This is a genomic window from Nocardia asteroides, assembly GCF_900637185.1.
GTDB lineage: Bacteria > Actinomycetota > Actinomycetes > Mycobacteriales > Mycobacteriaceae > Nocardia > Nocardia asteroides.
This window is the reverse complement of sequence record NZ_LR134352.1, coordinates 3,802,184-3,821,846: the sequence shown is the minus strand read 5'-3', so window position 1 is coordinate 3,821,846 and position 19,663 is coordinate 3,802,184. Positions and strand designations below refer to the sequence as shown.

Annotated in this window: 19 protein-coding genes; 8 read left to right on the top strand and 11 right to left on the bottom strand. The window is 71.0% G+C overall.

Translation table 11 applies throughout. From position 1 onward, the window contains the following. Positions 1-150: 150 nt before the first annotated feature. Together EL493_RS17910 and EL493_RS17905 are read right to left on the bottom strand one after the other, a co-directional pair. Positions 151-351, bottom strand: a complete 201-nt coding sequence (locus EL493_RS17910) for a hypothetical protein (protein ID WP_019046675.1) — start codon at positions 349-351, stop codon at positions 151-153. A gap of 205 nt (positions 352-556) precedes the next feature. Beyond that, positions 557-1,504, bottom strand: a complete 948-nt coding sequence (locus tag EL493_RS17905) for a LysR family transcriptional regulator (RefSeq protein ID WP_022567006.1) — start codon at positions 1,502-1,504, stop codon at positions 557-559. 135 nt (positions 1,505-1,639) lie between these two features. Between EL493_RS17905 and EL493_RS17900 the strand changes: the two genes are divergently transcribed. Both EL493_RS17900 and EL493_RS17895 read left to right on the top strand, forming a co-directional pair. Next, the gene (locus EL493_RS17900; protein WP_019046673.1) at positions 1,640-2,455 is read left to right on the top strand and encodes an inositol monophosphatase family protein; all 816 of its coding nucleotides are present in this window, start codon (positions 1,640-1,642) and stop codon (positions 2,453-2,455) included. 31 nt (positions 2,456-2,486) lie between these two features. Further along, positions 2,487-3,083 carry an NADPH-dependent F420 reductase gene (locus tag EL493_RS17895; RefSeq protein WP_019046672.1) on the top strand — a complete coding sequence of 199 codons (597 nt, stop codon included), beginning with the start codon at positions 2,487-2,489 and terminating at the stop codon, positions 3,081-3,083. A gap of 71 nt (positions 3,084-3,154) precedes the next feature. Here the strand turns inward: EL493_RS17895 and EL493_RS17890 are convergent, their stop codons facing one another. Next, positions 3,155-3,793, bottom strand: coding sequence for a response regulator (locus EL493_RS17890; RefSeq protein WP_019046671.1), 639 nt, complete (start codon positions 3,791-3,793; stop codon positions 3,155-3,157). Further along, a complete protein-coding gene (locus tag EL493_RS17885; protein ID WP_022567007.1) occupies positions 3,790-4,938 on the bottom strand; it encodes a sensor histidine kinase in 1,149 nt (382 codons plus the stop codon). The genes EL493_RS17890 and EL493_RS17885 overlap by 4 nt, the downstream gene beginning before the upstream one ends. 108 nt (positions 4,939-5,046) lie before the next feature. Here EL493_RS17885 and EL493_RS17880 point away from each other — a divergent pair, with 108 nt between their 5' ends. After that, positions 5,047-5,595 (top strand): hypothetical protein, encoded by a 549-nt coding sequence (locus EL493_RS17880; RefSeq protein WP_019046669.1) that lies wholly within the window; start codon positions 5,047-5,049, stop codon positions 5,593-5,595. A 51-nt stretch (positions 5,596-5,646) separates the two neighbouring features. Here the strand turns inward: EL493_RS17880 and EL493_RS17875 are convergent, their stop codons facing one another. Continuing rightward, positions 5,647-6,654 (bottom strand): hypothetical protein, encoded by a 1,008-nt coding sequence (locus tag EL493_RS17875; protein ID WP_126405767.1) that lies wholly within the window; start codon positions 6,652-6,654, stop codon positions 5,647-5,649. Between the two features lie 135 nt (positions 6,655-6,789). Next, on the bottom strand, positions 6,790-8,205 hold the full coding sequence (locus EL493_RS17870; protein ID WP_019046667.1) for an amino acid permease: 1,416 nt from the start codon (positions 8,203-8,205) through the stop codon (positions 6,790-6,792). A 143-nt stretch (positions 8,206-8,348) separates the two neighbouring features. Here EL493_RS17870 and EL493_RS17865 point away from each other — a divergent pair, with 143 nt between their 5' ends. Continuing rightward, on the top strand, positions 8,349-9,341 hold the full coding sequence (locus tag EL493_RS17865; protein WP_019046666.1) for an LLM class flavin-dependent oxidoreductase: 993 nt from the start codon (positions 8,349-8,351) through the stop codon (positions 9,339-9,341). Between the two features lie 9 nt (positions 9,342-9,350). Here the strand turns inward: EL493_RS17865 and EL493_RS17860 are convergent, their stop codons facing one another. Continuing rightward, positions 9,351-10,178, bottom strand: a complete 828-nt coding sequence (locus EL493_RS17860; protein ID WP_019046665.1) for an NADPH-dependent oxidoreductase — start codon at positions 10,176-10,178, stop codon at positions 9,351-9,353. Between the two features lie 132 nt (positions 10,179-10,310). On the opposite strand from EL493_RS17860, the gene EL493_RS17855 reads away from it, so the two are divergent. Both EL493_RS17855 and EL493_RS17850 read left to right on the top strand, forming a co-directional pair. After that, the gene (locus EL493_RS17855; protein WP_019046664.1) at positions 10,311-10,916 is read left to right on the top strand and encodes a pyridoxamine 5'-phosphate oxidase family protein; all 606 of its coding nucleotides are present in this window, start codon (positions 10,311-10,313) and stop codon (positions 10,914-10,916) included. A 9-nt stretch (positions 10,917-10,925) separates the two neighbouring features. Beyond that, complete coding sequence (locus EL493_RS17850; RefSeq protein ID WP_019046663.1) at positions 10,926-11,672, top strand: M50 family metallopeptidase; 747 nt, start codon at positions 10,926-10,928, stop codon at positions 11,670-11,672. Here the strand turns inward: EL493_RS17850 and EL493_RS17845 are convergent. Together EL493_RS17845 and EL493_RS17840 are read right to left on the bottom strand one after the other, a co-directional pair. Continuing rightward, the gene (locus EL493_RS17845) at positions 11,663-12,145 is read right to left on the bottom strand and encodes a gluconokinase (RefSeq protein WP_019046662.1); all 483 of its coding nucleotides are present in this window, start codon (positions 12,143-12,145) and stop codon (positions 11,663-11,665) included. The two genes, EL493_RS17850 and EL493_RS17845, sit on opposite strands and share 10 nt — an antisense overlap. Before the next feature lie 109 nt (positions 12,146-12,254). Continuing rightward, positions 12,255-14,258, bottom strand: coding sequence for a CocE/NonD family hydrolase (locus EL493_RS17840; RefSeq protein WP_019046661.1), 2,004 nt, complete (start codon positions 14,256-14,258; stop codon positions 12,255-12,257). Positions 14,259-14,545: 287 nt separating this feature from the next. Between EL493_RS17840 and EL493_RS17835 the strand changes: the two genes are divergently transcribed. Beyond that, positions 14,546-15,346 carry a VOC family protein gene (locus EL493_RS17835; protein WP_019046660.1) on the top strand — a complete coding sequence of 267 codons (801 nt, stop codon included), beginning with the start codon at positions 14,546-14,548 and terminating at the stop codon, positions 15,344-15,346. A gap of 184 nt (positions 15,347-15,530) precedes the next feature. After that, positions 15,531-15,893 carry a cupin domain-containing protein gene (locus tag EL493_RS17830; RefSeq protein ID WP_019046659.1) on the top strand — a complete coding sequence of 121 codons (363 nt, stop codon included), beginning with the start codon at positions 15,531-15,533 and terminating at the stop codon, positions 15,891-15,893. 2 nt (positions 15,894-15,895) lie between these two features. Here EL493_RS17830 and EL493_RS17825 read toward each other — a convergent pair whose 3' ends face one another. Then, complete coding sequence (locus tag EL493_RS17825) at positions 15,896-17,938, bottom strand: alkyl/aryl-sulfatase (protein ID WP_019046658.1); 2,043 nt, start codon at positions 17,936-17,938, stop codon at positions 15,896-15,898. Positions 17,939-18,017: 79 nt separating this feature from the next. Next, a complete protein-coding gene (locus tag EL493_RS17820; RefSeq protein WP_019046657.1) occupies positions 18,018-19,637 on the bottom strand; it encodes a PucR family transcriptional regulator in 1,620 nt (539 codons plus the stop codon). Positions 19,638-19,663 lie beyond the last annotated feature (26 nt).

Here is a 19,663-nt window from a genome sequence, read left to right as displayed (position 1 = left end):
CTGCGCGCCTCGGTTCCTCGTCGCCGAAGCCGTCGAAGAACCGACCCGATGCGGAGCAGGTCTAGAGGTCAGGCTGGCTAGCTCGCGAAACTGCCGGTGGTGCCCGGCCGGAGCAGTACAGGCCGAGAACCAGGTGCCGAACCCAGACACTCAGCTGTGCAGCGAACACCACCATCTCGCGAGGTCGAGCGCTTCCAAGTCGGTGAGGTCGCGGTGAACCTCACCGCTGGACAGCTTCACGGCGAACAGATCGAACTCGACTGGCCCCTCGCCCTCATCCACGGTCGCGAGCTCGACTCCGGCCGGATCCGGCTCGATGAGAGCGAACCGGTTGTCGATCGTCAGGTTCATCCGCTGAACCGCGCGGACTACCCGAACCACTCGAGCTCGATCTTGTTCTGCCACCGGCACGACGGTAGTCGCCTGCTGCTCCAGCCGGGGATGCTCGGCCGTTTCGTACTCACACGATCAACAATCAGGCACTGTGAGGCAACATCTTTCGAGAAGGGTCCGCCCAGCCGCCTGAGCGAGTCCGGTTGCTGGTCTTTTGCCGGGCTCACGCACCCTCGACGGCGCCGGCGTCTCGCTGCGCCGGCTCGAGCGTCGCGATGGAGGTCGCGAGCGCGGCGCGGGCGAGCTCGCGTAGCCAGGTGTGGGCGGGGTCGGTGTCGTAGCGCTGGTGCCAGGACAGGTACACCGTCGCCGACGGGAGGTCCAGCGGCAGTGCGAGCACGGCCAGGCCGAGGTCGGATGCCGCGGTGCGGGTGCTGGCTTCGGGCACGGTGACCAGCAGATCGCTGCCGCGAACGAACTCGAACGCCGCGTGTTCGGTGGGCACGCCGGCCACCACCCGCCGGGTGAGGTCGATCCGGGCGAGCTCGTCGTCGATGAGGTTGGTCAACGTGCCGCGCCGCGAGATCGCCAGGTGGTGCGCCCCGGCATACCGCGCGGCAGTCAGGGGTTGCCCGTCAGCGAGAGGGTGGCCGTGCCGTACGACGGCGACGTGGCTGGTGTCAGCCACCCGCACCGAATGGATCTCGGGAGTGGTCGGCCGGTCGGCGTTCGCGGCGAGATCGACTTCGCCGCGGCGTAATTCAGGTGTGTCGACGCTGGACTCCGCGATGAACCGCAGCCGCACACCCGGCGCCCGCTCCCGCACCGCCGACAGCAGCGCCGGGCCGGCCAGCGCCACGAGCGAGTCGTGCCAGCGCAGGGTGAAGGCCCGGTCGAGGGTGTCGAGGTCGAGCACGCGAGTGGGCGCGAGGACTCCGCGCACCTGGGCCAGCAGGTCGTGCACCTGCTCCCGGACCGCGAGGGCGTAGGGCGTGGGAACCATCGACCGTCCGGTGCGCACCAGAATCTGATCCCCGGTGGTGCGCCGAATCCGCCCGAGGCTGCGGCTCATCGCCGGTGCCGTCACGTGCAACCGCTGCGCGGCGCCGGCCACGCTGCCCTCCTCCAGCAGGGCATCGAGCGCCGCGAGCAGGTTCAGGTCCAATTGCATGACAGTCATCTTATCCGTGCTTTACATGCACTTGAAGTTAACTATCGGTGGGCATAGCGTCGAAGACGAGCACCGGGCCCCCGAGTTTCCACCCCGGCCCGAACCCAACACCCCTCACGGACAAGGAGATTCGTCATGCCCGAAACAACCCTCCCCGCCGGTGTCACCACCGACGCCGAACTGCTGACCCAGACCGAGATCGCGGTCCGCGCGGCGGGTTCGACCCTGCGGGAACGGTTCGACGACATCGTCACCTACGACAGCCGCGACGACCTCGTACACGCCCTGGCCGCCAACGACGACGCCGTGCTCGGTGTGCTGCGCCCGCGGCTCGAGGCACTGCGTCCGGACGCGCGCTGGGTGGAGGAGGAACTCGACGCCGGCGAACTCCCCGAGGGTGAGTGGTGGGTGGTCGACCCTGTCGAAGGCAACATCAACCACCTGCACGCCCTCCCGGACTGGGCGATCACCGCCACCCTGGTCCGCGACAACGAGCCCGTCCTCACCGTGGTCCATCTGCCACTGACCGGCCAGACCTACACCGCGCGGGCCGGTGCAGGCGCGCACCTCGACGGCCGCGCGCTGCGGGTCTCGGCGACAACCGATCTCGGGCTCGCCGTCATGGCCACCAGCCAGGCCCGCCCCGACGAGGACCACGCCGTCGTGCGGCGGCTCGGCGCGTCGATCAGCGCGATGTTCCTCGACGCCCTCGTCGTGCGAGTCGCGGTGCCCGCCACCCTGCACCTGGTGAACGTGGCCGCCGGGCGCGTGGACGGCTTCTGGCAGTTCGCCGGTGCTCGCGCCGACCTGCTGCCCGGCGCCCTGCTCGTCACCGAGGCAGGCGGCCAAATCTCCACCGCCGACGGCCGGCCATGGACCCCCGCCGCCGACAGCTTCCTGGCCACCGGCCCCGGGGTCCACGCCGCTGCCGTCGGCACCCTTGCACGCTGATCACCCGTCGATCCTCCGAGGAGACACTTCCATGACCACGATCACCGTTCTCGGCAGCGGCCGCGTCGGCGGCTCGCTCGCCACCGCGCTGCGCGCCGCCGGCCACGACGTCCGCGTGCCCGACCGCTCCCCCGAGGCCGTCACCGCCGCGATCCGCGCCGCCGCGATCGTCATCAACGCCACCCCCGGCGCGAGCTCACTCGAACGACTCGTCGCCCTCGCCGACGAGCTGGCTGGCACGATCCTCGTCGATGTCGCCAACGCCACCCTCGACGGACCGGACGGGCTACCAGCGGCCCTGCTCTACCCCGGGTCGAGCCTGGCCGAACAGCTCCAGCAGAGCCTGCCCGACACGCGCGTGGTGAAAACCCTCAACACCATGCTGTTCTCGGTCATGACCGAGCCCACGGCGCTCACCCACCCACCGACCGCGTTCCTGTCCGGCGACGACGCCGACGCCAAGCAGACGGTCGCCGCGCTGCTCACCGACCTGAGCTGGCCACCGGAATGGATCAGCGACCTCGGCGGCATCGAAACCGCCCGCGCCACCGAGGCAGCGATCCTGTTCGTCCCCCACGTCATCCGCTCCTCCGGCTTCACACCGTTCGCCGTCTCGATCGCCCGCTGAAACCCGGCACACCGACCAAAGCCCACCTGAAGCCCGACCACGGCGCGACACCGAGCGGCCGAGTATTTCTGTCAGGCCAGTCCCGCTTGGGTCGCGATGACCGCTGCCTGGACGCGTGATTGCACGCCGAGTTTGGTGAGGACCCGGGAGACATGGGTCTTCACGGTGGCCTCGCCGATGTGCAGGCGGGTGCCGATCTGGTGGTTCGACAGGCCGGCGCCCATGCCCGCGAGGACCTGACGTTCGCGTTCGGTGAGGGCGGACAGGTCGGGTGTGGGTGCGTGGAAGGTGGCGGCGGGGAGGGCGGCGATCACCGCGCGGGTCACCTTCGGGTCCAGAACGGCGTCTCCGTCGGCCACCGCCAGGACGGCGCGGACGAGGTCGTCGCCGCCGACGGATTTGAGCAGGAAGCCGCTCGCGCCCGCGGCGAGGGCGCCGAGGACGTAGTCGTCGATGGCGAAGGTGGTGAGCACCAGCACTTTTGCCGTGGTCTCGGTGACCACCGCCGCGGTGGCCTCGAGGCCGTCGACTCGGGGCATGCGCACATCCATCAGGACCACGTCGGGGCGCAGTGCGCGGGCCTGCCGGATGGCGGCGACGCCGTCGCCCGCTTCGCCGACGACGCGGACCTGACCCGACGACTCGAGCAGCATGGTGATGCCGGCGCGGATCGTGGCGTGGTCGTCGGCCACCACCACCGTGACCGTCATCGCTGGTCCGCCGGTATCCGGGCGTGTACTCGCCAGTGGCCGTCCTCGGCGCCGGCGGACAGGACACCGTCCATCGATTCGGCGCGGAACATCATGTTGCGCAAGCCGTTTCCCTCTCCGATCGGTCTGCCGGGCACGATCGGATTCGTGGCGGTCAACACCACCGCGGTGGCGTCGCGGCGCACGTCGATGTCCAGGGGTGTGCCCGGCGCGTGTTTGGTGGCGTTGGCGATGGTCTCGCCGAGGATTCGGGTGAGGACGGCCTCGACGGCGGTGGGCAGGCTCAGGTCCGCGGGCCGGTGCAGGGTGACCGATCCGCCCGCGGCGTGCGCGGCGTCGATCAGCCCGTCCAGTGAGGCGAGCCGGGCGGTGACGGCGGTGTCGTCCGGGGAGGTGAGCAGGTCGATGGTCGCGCGCATCTCGTCGAGCGCGGCGAGGCTACCCGATCGGATGGACTGGAGGACGGCGAGGTCGCCGGGTTTCTTCTGCGCTACTTCGGCGAGGATGGCCACGGCGGACAGGTGGCCCGCGACGGTGTCGTGCAGGTCGCGGGCGAGGCGGCGGCGTTCGTCGCCGAGGGCGGCGACGCGTTCGGCGTCGCGGGCGGCGAGATCGGCGCGGGCGGCGTGGCGTTCGACCTCGACGGTGCGCCGTGACGCGCGGACCGCCCGGGCGTAGCCCAGCGGCGACCAGGTGAGCGCGACACCGGCCAGCGCGATGAACAGTCCGGCCCGCACCCCGACGAAGGCCAGGCCCAATGCGGCGCCGCCGAGAGTGGTGATCAACGCGAATCCGGTGACCACCAGGCCCAGGCGGTCCGATCCGGTGCTCACGGCCAGGAAGATGACGTCGGTCAGCGCGATCCACAGCGGCAGCGACGGGCCGAACCCCATGTCGACGGCCAGCAGCACGACCATCAGGCCGAACGCGAGCGCGGGCCGGTACTGTGCGCTGATCTGGATGGCGAACGCCGCGCACAGCAGCGCCAGCTTCACCGGCGCCGGGTAGACGTCGCGATCGGTCACCATCGCCCACCCGTCGGCCGCCCACAACAGCAGCCCGACCAGGAACACCGCCACGGCGGCCGCGGTCGAACTGTCGACGGCGTCCACGAGCCTGCTCGGAGGTCGGGTCGGCAGCGGCATACCTCATTCCAGCACATGCCGGGACCACGCCGGGTCCCCCGAAGGACGGACCCGGCGACCACCGGCAGTGGGACGACCGGGACCGGTCTCGAGCGGCACAGTGAGGTCATGGACGAACTGCGAAACCCGGTGCTGCTGACGATCGCCGCCTGCGAGATCGGTTTCTGGGTGCTGGTGGTCGGCGGGCTGCTGCTGCGGTATCTGGCCGGGTTGCGGCGGGCCGGCATGGTGGCCTTGGCGCTGGTGCCGGTCCTGGACGTGGTGCTGGTGGTCGCGGTGGCGATCGACCTGCACCGGGGTGGCGAGGTGGGTTTCGCGCATCGGCTGGCCGGGATCTATCTGGGCTGCACCGTCATGTTCGGGCATCGGATGATCCAGTGGCTCGACGAGCGGTTCGCGTATCGCTTCGCCGGTGGACCCGCGCCGGTCCGGGTGCCGAAGGAAGGTCCGGAGCGGGTCCGCAAGGAGTGGGCCGATTTCGGCCGGTGGCTGGGCGCGGCGGCCATCGCCGGGGCATTGACGCTCGCGCTCGCCTACACGGTGGCCGACGCCGAGCAGCGGGAACAGCTGACCGGGGTGTTCGGCACGCTCGGTGTGATCACGGTGATCTGGCTGCTCACCGGGCCGGTCTGGGTCACCGGGTCACGGCGGAGCTGAGTGGCACGGCACGGTGATCCGCCCGGTTCGGAGCGGATCACCACGGTGCGGTCAGCTCGCGCGTTCCGCCGGTCCCCGGACCACGTCCACGACCTCGCCCGGCGCGAACTCCACGACGCGACGCACCCGGGAGTTCGCCACCGGCGCGAGGTCGACGACGATCGGAGCCCCCGCGCCCGCCTGCGCGATAGCCGTGATCCGGTCCTGCAGGAAGCCGCCGTCGGGCACGGCCACCCGGATCACGTCGCCCACCGCGAGCGCTTCGGCACGCATCGGACCGCCGGACGCGGCGGCCGGATCGAAGGTGCCGCAGCGGGTGTGTCCGGCGGTCGCGCCGAGACCCCGTTCGGCGATGGTCCACCACACCGTCGCCGCCGGTTCGCCCGGGCCGACGCGCGCGTGCCAGGCCAGGACCCGGTCGCGCTCGGATTCGGCGGCCGCACGGGTCTCGTGCAGCGAGACCTGCCGGCGCACGGGGGCGTTGCGGGAACGCGTGGTCCCCGCGGCGCCGTCGATCACCAGGATCCAGCGGGCGCCGACCGCCTCGTCGCGGCGGGCCGAGACCCGTTTGGCCAGCGCCAGCCCCGGGGTGGCGCCCAGCCGGTCGGCGGCCTCCTCGATGCTCTCGACCAGGCCGAGCGCGCGCAGCAGTTCGGCGACCGACAGCTCGGAAGTGCCCAGTTCCTGCGCGAGGGCCGTCATCGGGGTGCGTCTGCGCCAGCCGATCCGGGCGCAGTGTTCGTGCCGGGTGAACCACAGTCCGCTGCGGGATCGGCGGTGGTGGTCGACGACCACCGCCCACCAGTCCCATTCCGGTTCGGCGACCAGGCGGGTGCGGATCCAGCGTTCCCGCTCGGCGGTGGGCACCCGTTCCTCCGGCGGCACGAAATTGCGCAGTGCCGCGCGGACCGCGGATTCGGTGCGGCCCACCGTGTCCGCGGTGCGCGCGAGGTCGGCGCCCGCGCGCAGATCGTCGGCCAGCACCCGGTATTCCGATTCCCGCCAGGTGGTGCCGTGCCTGCTGGGTGGCAGCAGATCGCCTCGGTTCCTGTCACTCATCTCGTGCCCCCGTTCCTCGCACCGCCCGGCCACACTCGCGCCGGGCTCGTTGTGTGACCCTTCGACGATACCGGCGGGGTATGACAGAAAACGCTTGTCTGCCAGCGGCTTTCCAGCAAACAGGGGCTGCGGCGGCTACCCGGTGTGGCCGACGCCGCGGCGACCGAACGCGTAGTAGCCCAGGCACACCAGCGCCGCCCACACCGCGCCCACCAGCAGCGCCGTGCGGCCACCGTCGGTCCACAGCAGCAGCACCACGACCAGACCGAGGAAGCCCAGTGCGGCCCAGGTGGTCACGGGCGCGCCGGGCAGCCGGTAATCGCTGGCGGGCAGTTCACCGGCGCGCACCTTGGCGCGATATTTCAGGTGGCACACCAGGATGACGCCCCACACGACGATGATGCCGACGGTGCTGACCGAGGTGATGTAGGCGAAGGCCTTCTCCGGGGAGATCACGTTCACCACCACGCCGATCACCATGGCCGCGGCCGAAGCGCAGATGCCGGTGAACGGCACCGACTGCTTGCTCAGGGCCGCGAACCGCGCGGGCGCCTCGTCGCGCAGCGCCAGGCTGCGCAGCATCCGGCCGGTGGAATAGATGCCGGAGTTGCACGACGACAGCGCCGCGGTGAGCAGCACGAAATTGATGATGCCCGCGGCGGCCGGGATGCCGATCTGTTCGAACACCTCGACGAAGGGGCTGCGCCCGGCGTGGAAGCTGCGCCAGCTCGCCACCGACATGATCACCACCAGCGCGCCCACGTAGAACAGGCCGATCCGGAACGGCAGGGTGTTGATCGCCTTGCGCAGGGTCGCCTTCGGGTCGCGGGCCTCCCCCGCCGTCACGCCGACGAGTTCCACACCGACATAGGCGAAGACGACGATCTGCAGCACCAGCAGGGTCTGGCCGAAGCCGTTCGGGAAGACACCGCCGTCGGCCCACAGGTTGGTCACGGTCGGATCGGCGGCGTGGCCGAAGCCGAACACCAGTACGCCGATGCCGATCAGGATCATCGCCAGGATCGCGGTGACCTTGATGGCCGAGAACCAGAACTCGCCCTCACCGAAGAGCCGCACCGAGATCAGGTTCGCGCCGAACAACACCGCCAGCACGACCAGCGCGGTCACCCACTGCGGGATGTCGAACCAGTACTGCACGTACTTGCCCGCGACGGTGATCTCGGCCATGCACGTGGACACCCACACCGCCCAGTACGACCAGCCGGTCGCGAAACCGGCGAAGCGGCCCAGGAATTCGTGCGCGTACTCGGCGAAGCTGCCCGACACCGGACGGTAGGTCAGCAGTTCGCCCAGCGCGCGCATGATCACGAAGATCGCCAGTCCGGCGACGAGGTAGGCCAGGATCAGCGACGGGCCCGCCTGTTCGATCGCACCGCCGGCGCCGTAGAACAGGCCGGTGCCGATGGCGCCGCCGATGGCGATCATCTGGATGGTGCGCGGGCTCAGGCCGCGCGCGTAGCCCTCCGATTCGGTGGTCGAGTTGGGCGCCGGTACGGCGGCGGTGGATAGCCCGGTGCCGTCAGCTGACATGGATCGTGTCCTTCCCTCGCGTCGATCAGCCCTGCACGCTACCGGCCGGTCATGGTGGCCCGGATCACCACCACCGGCGGACGGAAATACCGGCTGCCCGGCGCGGGTTGCCCCTACGGGATCAGTCACTGTCGAGGAGGCTCATGAGCGCGGTCACGCTGTCGGTTCTGGATCTGGCGCCGGTGCAGGCCGACGCGACCGCGGGCGAGGCGTTGCACGCCACCACGCGGCTCGCCCGGCACGCCGAGGAGCTGGGCTTTCGGCGATTCTGGGTGGCCGAGCACCACAACATGCCCGGGATCGCCAGCGCGGCGCCCGCGGTGGTGCTCGCGCATCTGGCCGCGGCGACCTCGCGGATCCGGGTCGGCTCGGGCGGGGTGATGCTGCCCAACCATCCGCCGCTGGTGGTGGCCGAGCAGTTCGGCACGCTCGAGGCGCTGCATCCGGGCCGGATCGATCTGGGGATCGGGCGCGCGCCCGGCACCGATCCGGTCACCGCGCGGGCTCTGCGCCGCAGCGCCGACGGTCTCTCGGGGGATTCGTTCCCGCGCGAGCTGACCGCGCTGATCGGCTTCTTCCGCGGCGCCGACCCGGACGGGATCGTCGCCAGTCCCGGCCGCGACGCCGAACCGGCGGTCTGGCTGCTGGGTTCGAGCGGGTACAGCGCCCAGGTGGCCGCCGTACTCGGACTGCCGTTCGCTTTCGCCCACCACATCGCGCCCGAGAACACCGCCGCGGCGCTGGCCCTCTACCGCGACAACTTCCGCCCCTCGGAGACGTTGAGCGCCCCGTACACGATCGTGGCCGCCTCCGCGATCTGCGCCGACACCGACGCCGCGGCCGACCGGCTGGCCGCACCCCGCGACCTCGCCTTCGCCCAGCTGCGGGCGGGCCGTCCGCAGGCGCTGGCCACACCGGAGCAGGCCGCCGCGTTCCCGTCGGGTGAGGCCGAACGCCGCTTCGCCGCGCAGCGCAAGACCGGCCAGCTGCAGGGCTCGCCGGCGACGGTGCGCGCGCAGGCGGCCGACCTGCTGGCCGCGACCGCGCCCGACGAGCTCATGCTCAACACCCTGGTCTACGACATCGACGCGCGAATCCGTTCGCTCGAACTCACCGCCGCGGCGATCAACGGCTGACCTGCCGGCTCACAGCAGCCGGAAACCCCTGGTGTTCAACGACTCCCGCAGGCGGTGGCGGCCGTTGAGCGAGGTCACCGAGGCGAGCCGGGCCAGTACCCGGTCGGTCCAGGAGAACGGCAGGCCCTGTTCGGAGTACAGCTCGCCGATCCGCTGCTCGTACGCGGCCACCGGCCCGCGCTGCCCGGTCAGGTCGTAGGTCTCCTGATGCAGCACCGCGGGCTGGGGCAGGCGCGGCTTCACCCGGGTGCCCTCGGCGGGATCCGGGTGGCCCACGACCAGGCCGAACACCGCGAACACGTGGTCGGGTAGCCCGAGCTCGGCGGCGACGCGCTCGGGATCGTTGCGCAGGGCGCCGATGTAGACGGTGCCCAGGCCCAGGGATTCGGCGGCGACCACCGCGTTCTGGGCGGCGAGCGCGGCGTCGACGAAGCCGACATAGCTGGACTCGAGGTAGTCGGCGCCCTCGAGCGGCGCCTCGTGGTCGGCGGCGAGCTGGCGCAGGCGGGCGAAGTCGGCCGTCCACACCAGCAGCACCGGCGCCTGCACGATGTGCTCCTGCCCGCCCGCGATGTCGGCGAGGCGGGCCTTGCGGGCCGGGTCACGGACCTCGATCACACTCCACACCTGCAGGTTCGACGACGTGGCGGCGGACTGCGCGGCCGAGACCAGCAGCCGGATCGTCGCCGGGGAGACCGGGTCGGGCAGGTAACGCCGCACCGACTTGTGCGCGTGCAGCACCTCGAGCACCGGATTCCACTGCTCGGGAACCTCCGTCGCGGGATCGGCGTAGCGCTGCTGCACGAGGTGGACGGGGCTGGGTGCGGTCTGGGTCATTCCGCCATCGTCGGGCATCGCCGTCGACGCGTCTGCGGTAACCCTCAGCGTGAACCGAACGACGGCCCGGAATGCCCCGTCGATACAGTAGGGGCGGGGAGCCCGCCGCCGGGTGGGACGAGGGAGCGCGTCATGGCCAAGGTGTTCGACCGGATCGACGACAAGTTACGTGGCTTCATCGCCGAGCAGCCGATGTTCTTCGTCGGCACGGCACCGTCGGCGGGTGGCCACGTCAACGTCTCCCCCAAGGGATATCGCGACACCTTCGCGGTGATCGACGACCACACCGTCGCCTACCTGGATCTGTTCGGCAGCGGCGCGGAGACGATCGCCCACCTGCGTGACAACGGGCGGATCACCGTGATGTTCTGCTCGTTCACCCGCACCGCCCGCATCCTGCGACTGTTCGGCACCGGCCGCATCGTGCGACCCGACTCGGACGAATTCGCCATGCTCAGTGCGCATTTCGGTCTCGAGCACACGGGAATCCGTGCGGTGATCGCGATCTCGGTGGAGCGGATCGCCGATTCGTGCGGCTGGTCGGTGCCTTACCTCGAGCTGGTCGAGGAGCGCTCGATCCTGGACGAGGCGCACACCCGCCGCACCGATGCCGATTTCGCGCGCCGCATCGCCGGCGACAATTCCGCCAGCATCGACGGCCTGCCGGCGCTGGAAGCCGATCATCCGCTGCCGTCGCAGGTTCCGCGTGCGCGCACGCCGCAGGCCGTGGAGGGCTAAAGTGCGGCGGTGAACACCGGATCCGCCAGCTCGCTGCTCGACCGTCTCTTCGAAACCCAGCCCGCGCCCGCCTGGTGGCTGGTGCTGGCGACCGCCGCGGTGGCGCTCGTCCTGGTCGCCTACCGGCCGCTGTGGCGGCTGACCCGCGCCGCGGTGACGGTGGCGCACGAAGGCGGGCACGCGCTGGTCGCACTGCTCACCGGGCGCAGGTTGCACGCGATCACCCTGCACACCGACACCTCGGGCCTGACCGTGTCCAGCGGCAGGCCGACCGGGCCGGGCATGATCCTCACCGCCGCCGCGGGCTATCCGGCGCCCGCGCTGCTGGGGCTGGGCTACGCGGCGCTGCTCGGTTCGGGCCGGGTGACGCTGATGCTGTGGGCGACGCTGCTGATGCTGGCCGCGGTGCTGATCAAGGTGCGCAACATCTACGGCCTGCTCACCGTGGCGGTGCTCGGGGCCCTGGTGTTCGGGGTGTCCTGGTTCGGCAGCGACCAGTGGCAGGCCGCTTTCGCGTATCTGGCCGCGTGGTTCCTGCTGGCCGCCGCGGTGCGGCCGGTGCTGGAACTGCAGCGCAGCAGGCGCAGGCAGCCCGGGCGCACCGACTCCGACGCCGACCAGCTGGCCCGGCTCACCCACCTGCCCGCGCTGCTGTGGGTGCTGGTGTTCGGCACCGTGTGCCTGGCCGCGCTGGTGGTCGGCGGCGGGTTGCTGCTGGCGCCGGTGCAGGAACTGCACCCGCTGCTTCAGCGGTGAGCGTCGCGCCAAGCCGCCACGGCCTCGGTGACGAGGATGGTCGGCGGTTCGAGCGCGTTCAGCGTCACCCCGGCCTCGTCGGGTTCGAGTGGTTCCAGCGTGGCCAGCTGGGAGTCCAGCAGGGCCGTGGGCATGAAGTGCCCGAGCCTGCCGGTCATCCGGCGCAGCAGTTCCGCCCGGCCCGCGGCCAAGTGCACGAAATAGGCGTTCGGCGCGCCACGCCGCAGCCGGTCCCGGTAGGGACGTCGCAGCGCCGAGCAGGCGGCGACGCCGCCCGATTCCTGATGCTCGGCGAGCCAGCCCGCGACGATGTCGAGCCAGGGGGCGCGGTCCGCGTCGGTGAGCGGGATACCGGCGGCCATCTTCTCGATGTTCTCGATCGGGTGGAAGTCGTCGCCTTCGGCGTAGGGCACGCCGAGGCGTTCGGCGGTGAGCGCGCCCACCGTCGTCTTGCCGCACCCGGACACGCCCATCACCACAATGACGGGTTGCTCCACACCGACCTCCTCGTCCCGGCCCCTGACCTACAGGCTCACACACCGCGCGGCGAGCGGCCCGGGGAAACGCCGGATCGCGCGGTGATCAGGGGATCGGGCGGTCGGTGGGCAGGTTGACGAAACTCGGTGCCGCGGGATCCAGGCGCACGTGCTGGGGCTCGAGGCCGGACGCGTTGAGCATCGGCCGGAACGGCAGCGCCTTGGGCGCGTTGCCCGCGTAGACGTCGATGCGCAGCCGGTGTCCCGGCGCCAGCACCGCCTGGGTCGGGATGACCGCGATGTCGATGGCGGTGGGTGCGCCCGGCTCCACCGGCAGCAGCCGGTCGACGGTGAGCGGGTTGAACGGCGCGGTGAGGTCGCCGTTGACCGAGCGGGCGCTGCGCCGTTCGTCGATGGCCCGCATCGAGGCCGTGAGCTGGCCGGTGGTCAGCACGGTCGAGGTGCCGTCCGGGGCCACGTCGTTGACCGTGACGTTCCAGAAGCCGTCGGTGGCGTCGTGCACGGTGTTGAGCCGCACGTTGATCGGGCCCGAGATCACCGTCGGCTCGCTCAGCGGCGCGCTGGTGAAGGTGAGGCCGTTGCGTTCGGCGATCCGGGAGTCCTTCGCGCAGGTGTCGAGCGCGGCCGCCATGCCCGCCGAACCCTGTGCCGCGTCGCGCGAGCACAGCGTGCTCAGACCCGGTGCGACGGTGAGGTTCTCGGCGGCGGTGGGCCCGGTCGCGCTCAGCGAGCCGTCGTGCAGACTGTCCTCGGTGCTGCCGCTGGGCGCGGCCGACAGGTAGACGCGGCGGTGCTCCACTCCCGGCATCGGGAACTCCGGCAGCGTGATCCAGCTGCCGCCCTGCTGTTTGACGGTGACCGGACCGAACTCGCCGATGCCGCTGTCGATGTCCTTGAGCCAGGTGTCGAACCAGGCGCGCTGCAACACGTCCAGGCGCGGCGGCGCACCCGGAACACCGGTGCCCGCACCGGGATTGGCGTGGTAGGTGTCGCCGACGACGAGTTGTTTGCGGCCCGCGGGCAGCGGGATCTGCTCGTAGAGCTTGGTCGCGCTGTTGGCGAAGATGTCGTGCCAGCCGCCGTAGACGAAGGTCGGCACGGTGACCTGTTCCGGGCGGCCCATGATCGCCTCGCGGAAGGCCGAGGTGTCGTCCAGGGCGCCGTCGAGCGCCGGGGGCATGTCCGACAGCGACGGGGTGAGCAGCGACTGGGCGAGCAGGTCGAAATTGGTGGTGGGGTCGGCCAGCCGGTCGTGGAACCAGGTCCAGTCGAACGTGCCGTCGGCCATCGAGGCGACATCGGGCACGAGTTTGAGCTGGTTCACCGAGTTCAGCCACAGCGGCAGGAAGGTGGTGCCGACCCCGCCGCCGGGCGCCACCACATCGCGCATCAGATCGCTGCCCGGCTCCACCGGGAAGATCGCCTGCAACGCCGGCGGCGCGTTCTCGGCGGCGCGCAACTGGTTGATGCCGGAGTAGGAGCCGCCGCTCATGCCGATGCGGCCATTGGACCAGGGCTGGTGGGCGGCCCAGTCGATCACCTCGCGGGTGTCGAGCTGCTCGCGGGCGCCCAGGGTGTCCCATTTGCCTTGGGACAGACCGGTTCCGCGCACATCGGCGACGACGACGGTGTAGCCGCTGCCGATGAGTTTGCGGTCGACGCCGAGCATAGTCTGGATCATGCCGCCGTCGAGGGCCTGCATCAGGTCGCCGAACCCGCTGATCGGCGTCGCGGACAGGTTGAGCCTGCGCACGATGTCGACGGCGGTGGATTGCAGGCCGGGGATCGCGGCGGCGGATTCGATGAGACCGGTCATCAGCTTGGAGTACGGCGTGAGGCTGACGATGGTGGGCAGCGGCTTCTCCTCGATCACCCCCGCCGCGGACGCGGGCCGGTACACGTCGGCCTTGAGCACCACGCCGTCGCTCATGGTGATCTCGACGCCGCGCTCGACCCGGACCTCCGGGTAGGCGGCGGGGCCGTCGTGCAGCGCGGTCCAGCGCGCGGCCGGTGGTTCGGCGGGCTCGCCCGCCGCCGGGCCGCCACCGCAGCCGAGCACGACTATCAGTGCGAGGATCGCCGTCAGCATCCGGACGAACCCGCGTTCGGAACCTCTACCCGCCATTGTGTCGCTCCCCGACCGGTATCTCGTCGCCATTGTTGATCTGACCACCGCAGGATCGGCGCGGAAAATGTACCAGTGGTAACGAGTTGCGCGGGCGACCGTCGGCCCGCTCGGAAAGTCGCAGTGAATACGTGTTGTTCCAGTTCAGCGCCTCGCCCGGGGTGCGCGGGTGTCGGTGGCTGGTGGTTGACTGGCAGCGCCGGCGCGGATCCGGCCGGCTTCCATCCCATCGCCGAGGAGGACGTTCGACAATGCCGACACGTGACGAAGCTTGGCCGCAGGGCACGCCCTGCTGGATCGACTGTCAGGTCGACGACACCGCCGCCGCCCGCGAGTTCTACGGCGCGCTGTTCGGCTGGGACATCCAGGACAGCCCCGCCGACGCGGGCGGCTATCTGATGGCGATGCTCGACGGCAGGCCCGCCGCGGGCATCGGCCCGAAACCCGACGGCATGCCGATGCCCTCCGCCTGGACCACCTACTTCGCCGCACAGCGCGCCGACGAGATCGCCGAGAAGGTGTCCAAGGCGGGCGGCCAGGTGTTCATGCCGCCGTTCGACGTGCTCGACGTGGGCCGCATGTTCATCGGCGCCGACCCGACCGGCGGCGTGTTCGGGGTCTGGGAAGCCAAGGCGCACACCGGCGCCGGGATCTACAACCAGCACGGCGCCTACTGCTGGAACGAGCTGCACACCGCGGGCTACGACCAGGCGCACGACTTCTACCACGCCGTGTTCGGCTGGAACTACACCGAGATCGGCGACGGCGCGAACTTCACCTACTCCACCTTCGCGCTGCCCGGCGAGACCCACACCGTCGGCGGCATGATGGACGCCTCCGCGCTGGGCACGCCCACCTACTGGCTCACCTGGATCCAGGTCGACGACACCGACGCCACCCTGGCCAAGGCCACCGAACTGGGCGCCTCGGTGATCATGGGCCCCGACGACAGCCCGTTCGGCCGCATGGGCATCCTGCAGGCCCCGCAGGGCGAGGTCTTCGGTGTGATCGACCCGGCCAAGGCCGTCGGCGAGGTCCCCACCGGTTCCTGAGGTCTCCGGCTCGGGGCATGTGGTCGCGGCCCATGCCCCGGCCTCGCCGCGCGAACGGCAGATGACTCTTGCGCATGTCCGGCGACCGGCGAACCATTGACTCTGCGGTGGCTGCCGTCGCGGGCCGGGCGCGTCCCCGGTGGACCCGACATGCCCGCCACCACCGACGACCCAGGAGACGGCGATGTCTGCCCTGACGCGGAAGAACTTCGATTCACCCGAGGAAACCAGGCCCTTCGAGGAGAACAAGGGCAGGCTCGATCTCGTCGAGCTCGGCAGCGGACCGGTGGGCCGGGCCGTGTTCGAGCCCGGCTGGCGCTGGTCCCAGCACGTCAAGCCGATCGCGGGGACCGACAGCTGTCAGGCACCGCACATGGGCTACGTGCTGTCCGGCCGGATGGTGGTGCAGATGGACGGCGGTGACCAGCAGGAGTTCGGTCCCGGTGACGTGATGCTGGTGCCGCCGGGCCACGACGCATGGGTGGTCGGCGACGAGGCCTGCGTGATGCTCGACTGGCAAGGGGTCGCCGACTACGCCAAGCGGTAGCGCTACGGCGTCACGATCGCGAAGTTCGGGTCCGGCTTGTCGACCAGGCCGGGCAGCTGGGCCAGCACGGTGGCATCGCCGTCGATGACGATGTCACCACTGAGCACGTTCTTCCTCAGGTCACCGCCGCCGACCAGGCTGCGGATCAGCACCGGCCGGGTGAGGGTGACGGTCGCCGCGGGCGCGGGCAGTTCGTCGCCGGGGAAGCGGTCGTAGTGCACGAGCACACCGTTGCGCAGTTCCACCCGGTGGATCCGGCCGCCCTCGTCGCTGATCCGCCAGTCGGTGATCATGCGCACATCCCAGGCCTTGGGACCGTCGATCCGCAGCGCCATGGCGTCGAAGACCTGCTCGACGCTCAGCGCCGAGGCCAGGGCCGCCGAGTTCGCCGCGGTGGGGGTGCCGAAGGGGCCGTGGCGCAGTTCGTGCGCGCCGCTGAGGTAGAAGTTGCGCCAGGTCGCGTTCTCGGCGCCGTAGGCGAGCTGTTCGAAGGCACTGGCCTGCAGGGCTTTCGCGGTGTCGTTGCCGGGGTCGGCGAAGATCACGTAGTTCACCAGCTGCACGACCCAGCGGAAGTCGGCGGCGTCGTAGGCCTGTTGCGCCTGCCGCAGCACGGCGTCGGCCCCGCCCATCGCCTCGACGTGTCTGCGGGCGTTGTCCACCGGCGGGTGTTCCCACAGGTGCGCGGGATTGCCGTCGAACCAGCCCATGTAGCGCTGATAGACGGCCTTCACGTTGTGGCTGACCGAGCCGTAGTAGCCGCGGGTCGACCAGGAGGCCGCCAGGGCGGGTGGCACGGTGATCATCTCGGCGATCTCGGCGCCGACATAGCCCTGGTTCAGCAGTCGCAGGGTCTGGTCGTTGAGGTAGGCGTACATGTCGCGTTGCAGCGACAGGAACTCCACGATCCGGTCGGTGCCCCAGATCGGCCAGTGGTGGGAGGAGAACACGAGGTCGCAGCGACGGCCGTACCGATTGATGGAATCGGTGAGGTATTTCGCCCACACGTGCGGGTCGCGGACCAGCGCCCCGCGCAGGGTGACGATGTTGTGCAGGGTGTGGGTGGCGTTCTCGGCCATGCACAGGATCCGGCGGTCGGGGAAATGGATGTTCATCTCCGCGGGCGCCTCGGTTCCCGGCGTCAGCTGGAACACCATGCGGACACCGTCGACGGTCTCCTGCTGCTCCGTGCGGGTGACGTCGAGCGTGGGCGGAACCAGGCTGATGGTCCCGGTCGAGGTGGTCTGTCCGAGACCCGCGCCCACCTGACCTTTCGGTCCGCGGGGCAGGGCCGCGCCGTACATGTAGGCGGCGCGGCGGGCCATGGCCGTCCCCGCGTAGATGTTCTCCGCGACCGCGTGCTCGAGGAACCCGGCGGGCGCGATGACCGGGCAGCGCCCGGCCGCGACATCCTGCGGGGTGACCACGCCGTAGCTGCCGCCGAAGTGGTCGACGTGGGAGTGCGAGTAGATCAGGCCGGTCACCGGCCGGTCACCCCGATGCCGGCGATACAGTGCCAGCCCCGCGGCGGCGGTTTCGGCCGAGACCAGCGGGTCGATGACGAGGACGCCGGTCTCGCCTTCGATGAGCGTCATGTTCGACAGGTCAAGGCCGCGGATCTGGTAGAAGCCGGGCGCGATCTCGTAGAGGCCCTGTTTCACGGTGAGCTGGGACTGGCGCCACAGGCTCGGGTTCACCGACTGCGGACAGGAACCGGCGAGGAAGTCGTAGGACTCGGTGTCCCACACCACCTTTCCCGCGGCGTCGGTGACGGTGCCGGGTTCCAGGGCGGCGATCCAGCCGCGATCGGCGTCGGCGAAGTCGGCGGTGTCGCCGAAGGGCAGGGTGTCGGTGAGCCGGCGGTTCGCGTCCCGGATCGCCTCGGTGGGCTCGGTCTGGGTGGTCGACGGGCTGATCGGATCCGGGTCGCCACCGCAACCGGTGACGGCCAGGCCGGTCGCCAGTGCCGCGGCGGCCCCGGCTCCGACGCCGAGCAGGCCGCGCCGCGACATGTCGAATCGCTCGGTCTTCGTCCCGTCCACCACTGCAACCTCACTCAGATGATCCCGCCGTCCCCGGCGGTGCGACCGGCGCCGCTATTGCAGCATAACTGCAATAGATGAGCTACGGCTGAGCAATCGGGATCGCCGCCAGCTGGAGTTCCAGCAGCAAGCGGTCGGCGGGATCGCCCAGGTCGATGCCGAGGACGGTCTCCACCCGCCGCAACCGGTAGCGCAGCGTGTTCGGATGTACCCGCAAGGCGGCCGCGGCCACGCTCACCTCACCGTGGACGCGCAGGTATTCGCGCACCGACACCCGCAGCTGCGCGGAGTGTTCGCGGTCGTAGGCGTCGAGGGCGGCGAGCCGGGGATCGTGCAGGTCGGGGCGGGCGCGGACGAGGTCGACGATCTCGGCCAGCAGCACCGCGGTCCGCGCCTCGGCCAGGGTCGCGACCCGGCTGCCCGACGCGGCGGCCGGGCTGTCGAGCACCCGGTCGACCTCGGCGCGGGCGCCCGCCACCGCGGTCAGGCCCGCCACCGGGGCCGCGACCGCGGCGCGCACCAGCAGGCCGCGCGCCTGCTCCAGCTGGGCGACGAGCTCGCGCGCCCAGGAGCCCACACCGCGCTCGGAGTGATACGACGGGAGCAGGACATACACCCGATCGCCGATCGCCTCGGTGACCGAATCGTCCCGGAAAGCGCTGGCGTGCAACCGGATCAGACCACTGGAAGGCACGGGGCCGGGATCCGGGCCGACCCGCGCGAACCCGATCACCGCCGCGGGTCCGGTGGTGGGCAGGTTCAGCGCCGCGGCCACCGAGGGGACGTCGACGCCGTCGCCGTGCGCCCCGAACAACCGGCGCACCAGCAGCGCCTCGGTGGAAGGCGCGTCCAGGCCACGCGCGATGATCCTGGCCGCGACCGCCGAGGCGCCGCGCAGCACCTGGGCGGCGTCGGGCCGCAGCGGCCGGTCGCCCTGCTGCAGCCAGATGGTGCCCAGCATCCGGGCCGGGTCACCGCGGCGGATGCCGACGACGAGCCTGCGGCGGATGTCGAGTTCGGGATGTTCGGGCACGTCGACGACCTCGTCGCTGCGCCGCACCCGGTCGAACACTCCCCACTCGCGCAGGATCCGCAGATAGTCGGCCGGGCCCTCGCGGCCCAGGATCGACTGGATGCGCAGCCGGTCGGCGGCGGCATCGGAGGCGGAGTACGCGAGCACGTGCGAGTGCGGATCCTCGATGGACACCATCCCCCCGGTTTCCCTGGCGACGACCTGCGCCAGACCGAACAGGTCGGTGTCCGGGGCCAGCAGATCGTGCTCCCCCGCCGCCGCCCGCTGACCGGGTGAGCGCGCCAGCATCCGGCGCACCAGCCCGAACACCTGGTCCCAGCGGGCCTGCCGGTGCACATGCACCAGGGCGATGCCCGCGGCGTGCGCGGCGGCCCGGACCGCGGGAGAGTCGTTGGCGCTCTTGGTCATCAGGACCCGGGGCCGCTGCGCGGGGGTGCGGCCGGCCAGACCGTGCAGCCATCGCAGGGTCGCCTCGGTGTCGTCGCCGACCAGCAGATAGACCTCCGGCAGCGGCCCGTCGGCATCGAGCTGGTCGCGTAGGTCGGCGGGTTCGGCCAGGGCCACGGCGCGCAGCGGCACCGACTCCCCCGCGGGTGCGTCGACCAGCGTGGCGACGGTGTGATCGAGGGCGATGAGCAGTTCCCCGAGGGTGGTCGCCTCGTCCGGCATCGGTCGCTCCCTTCGTTGGCCGATCA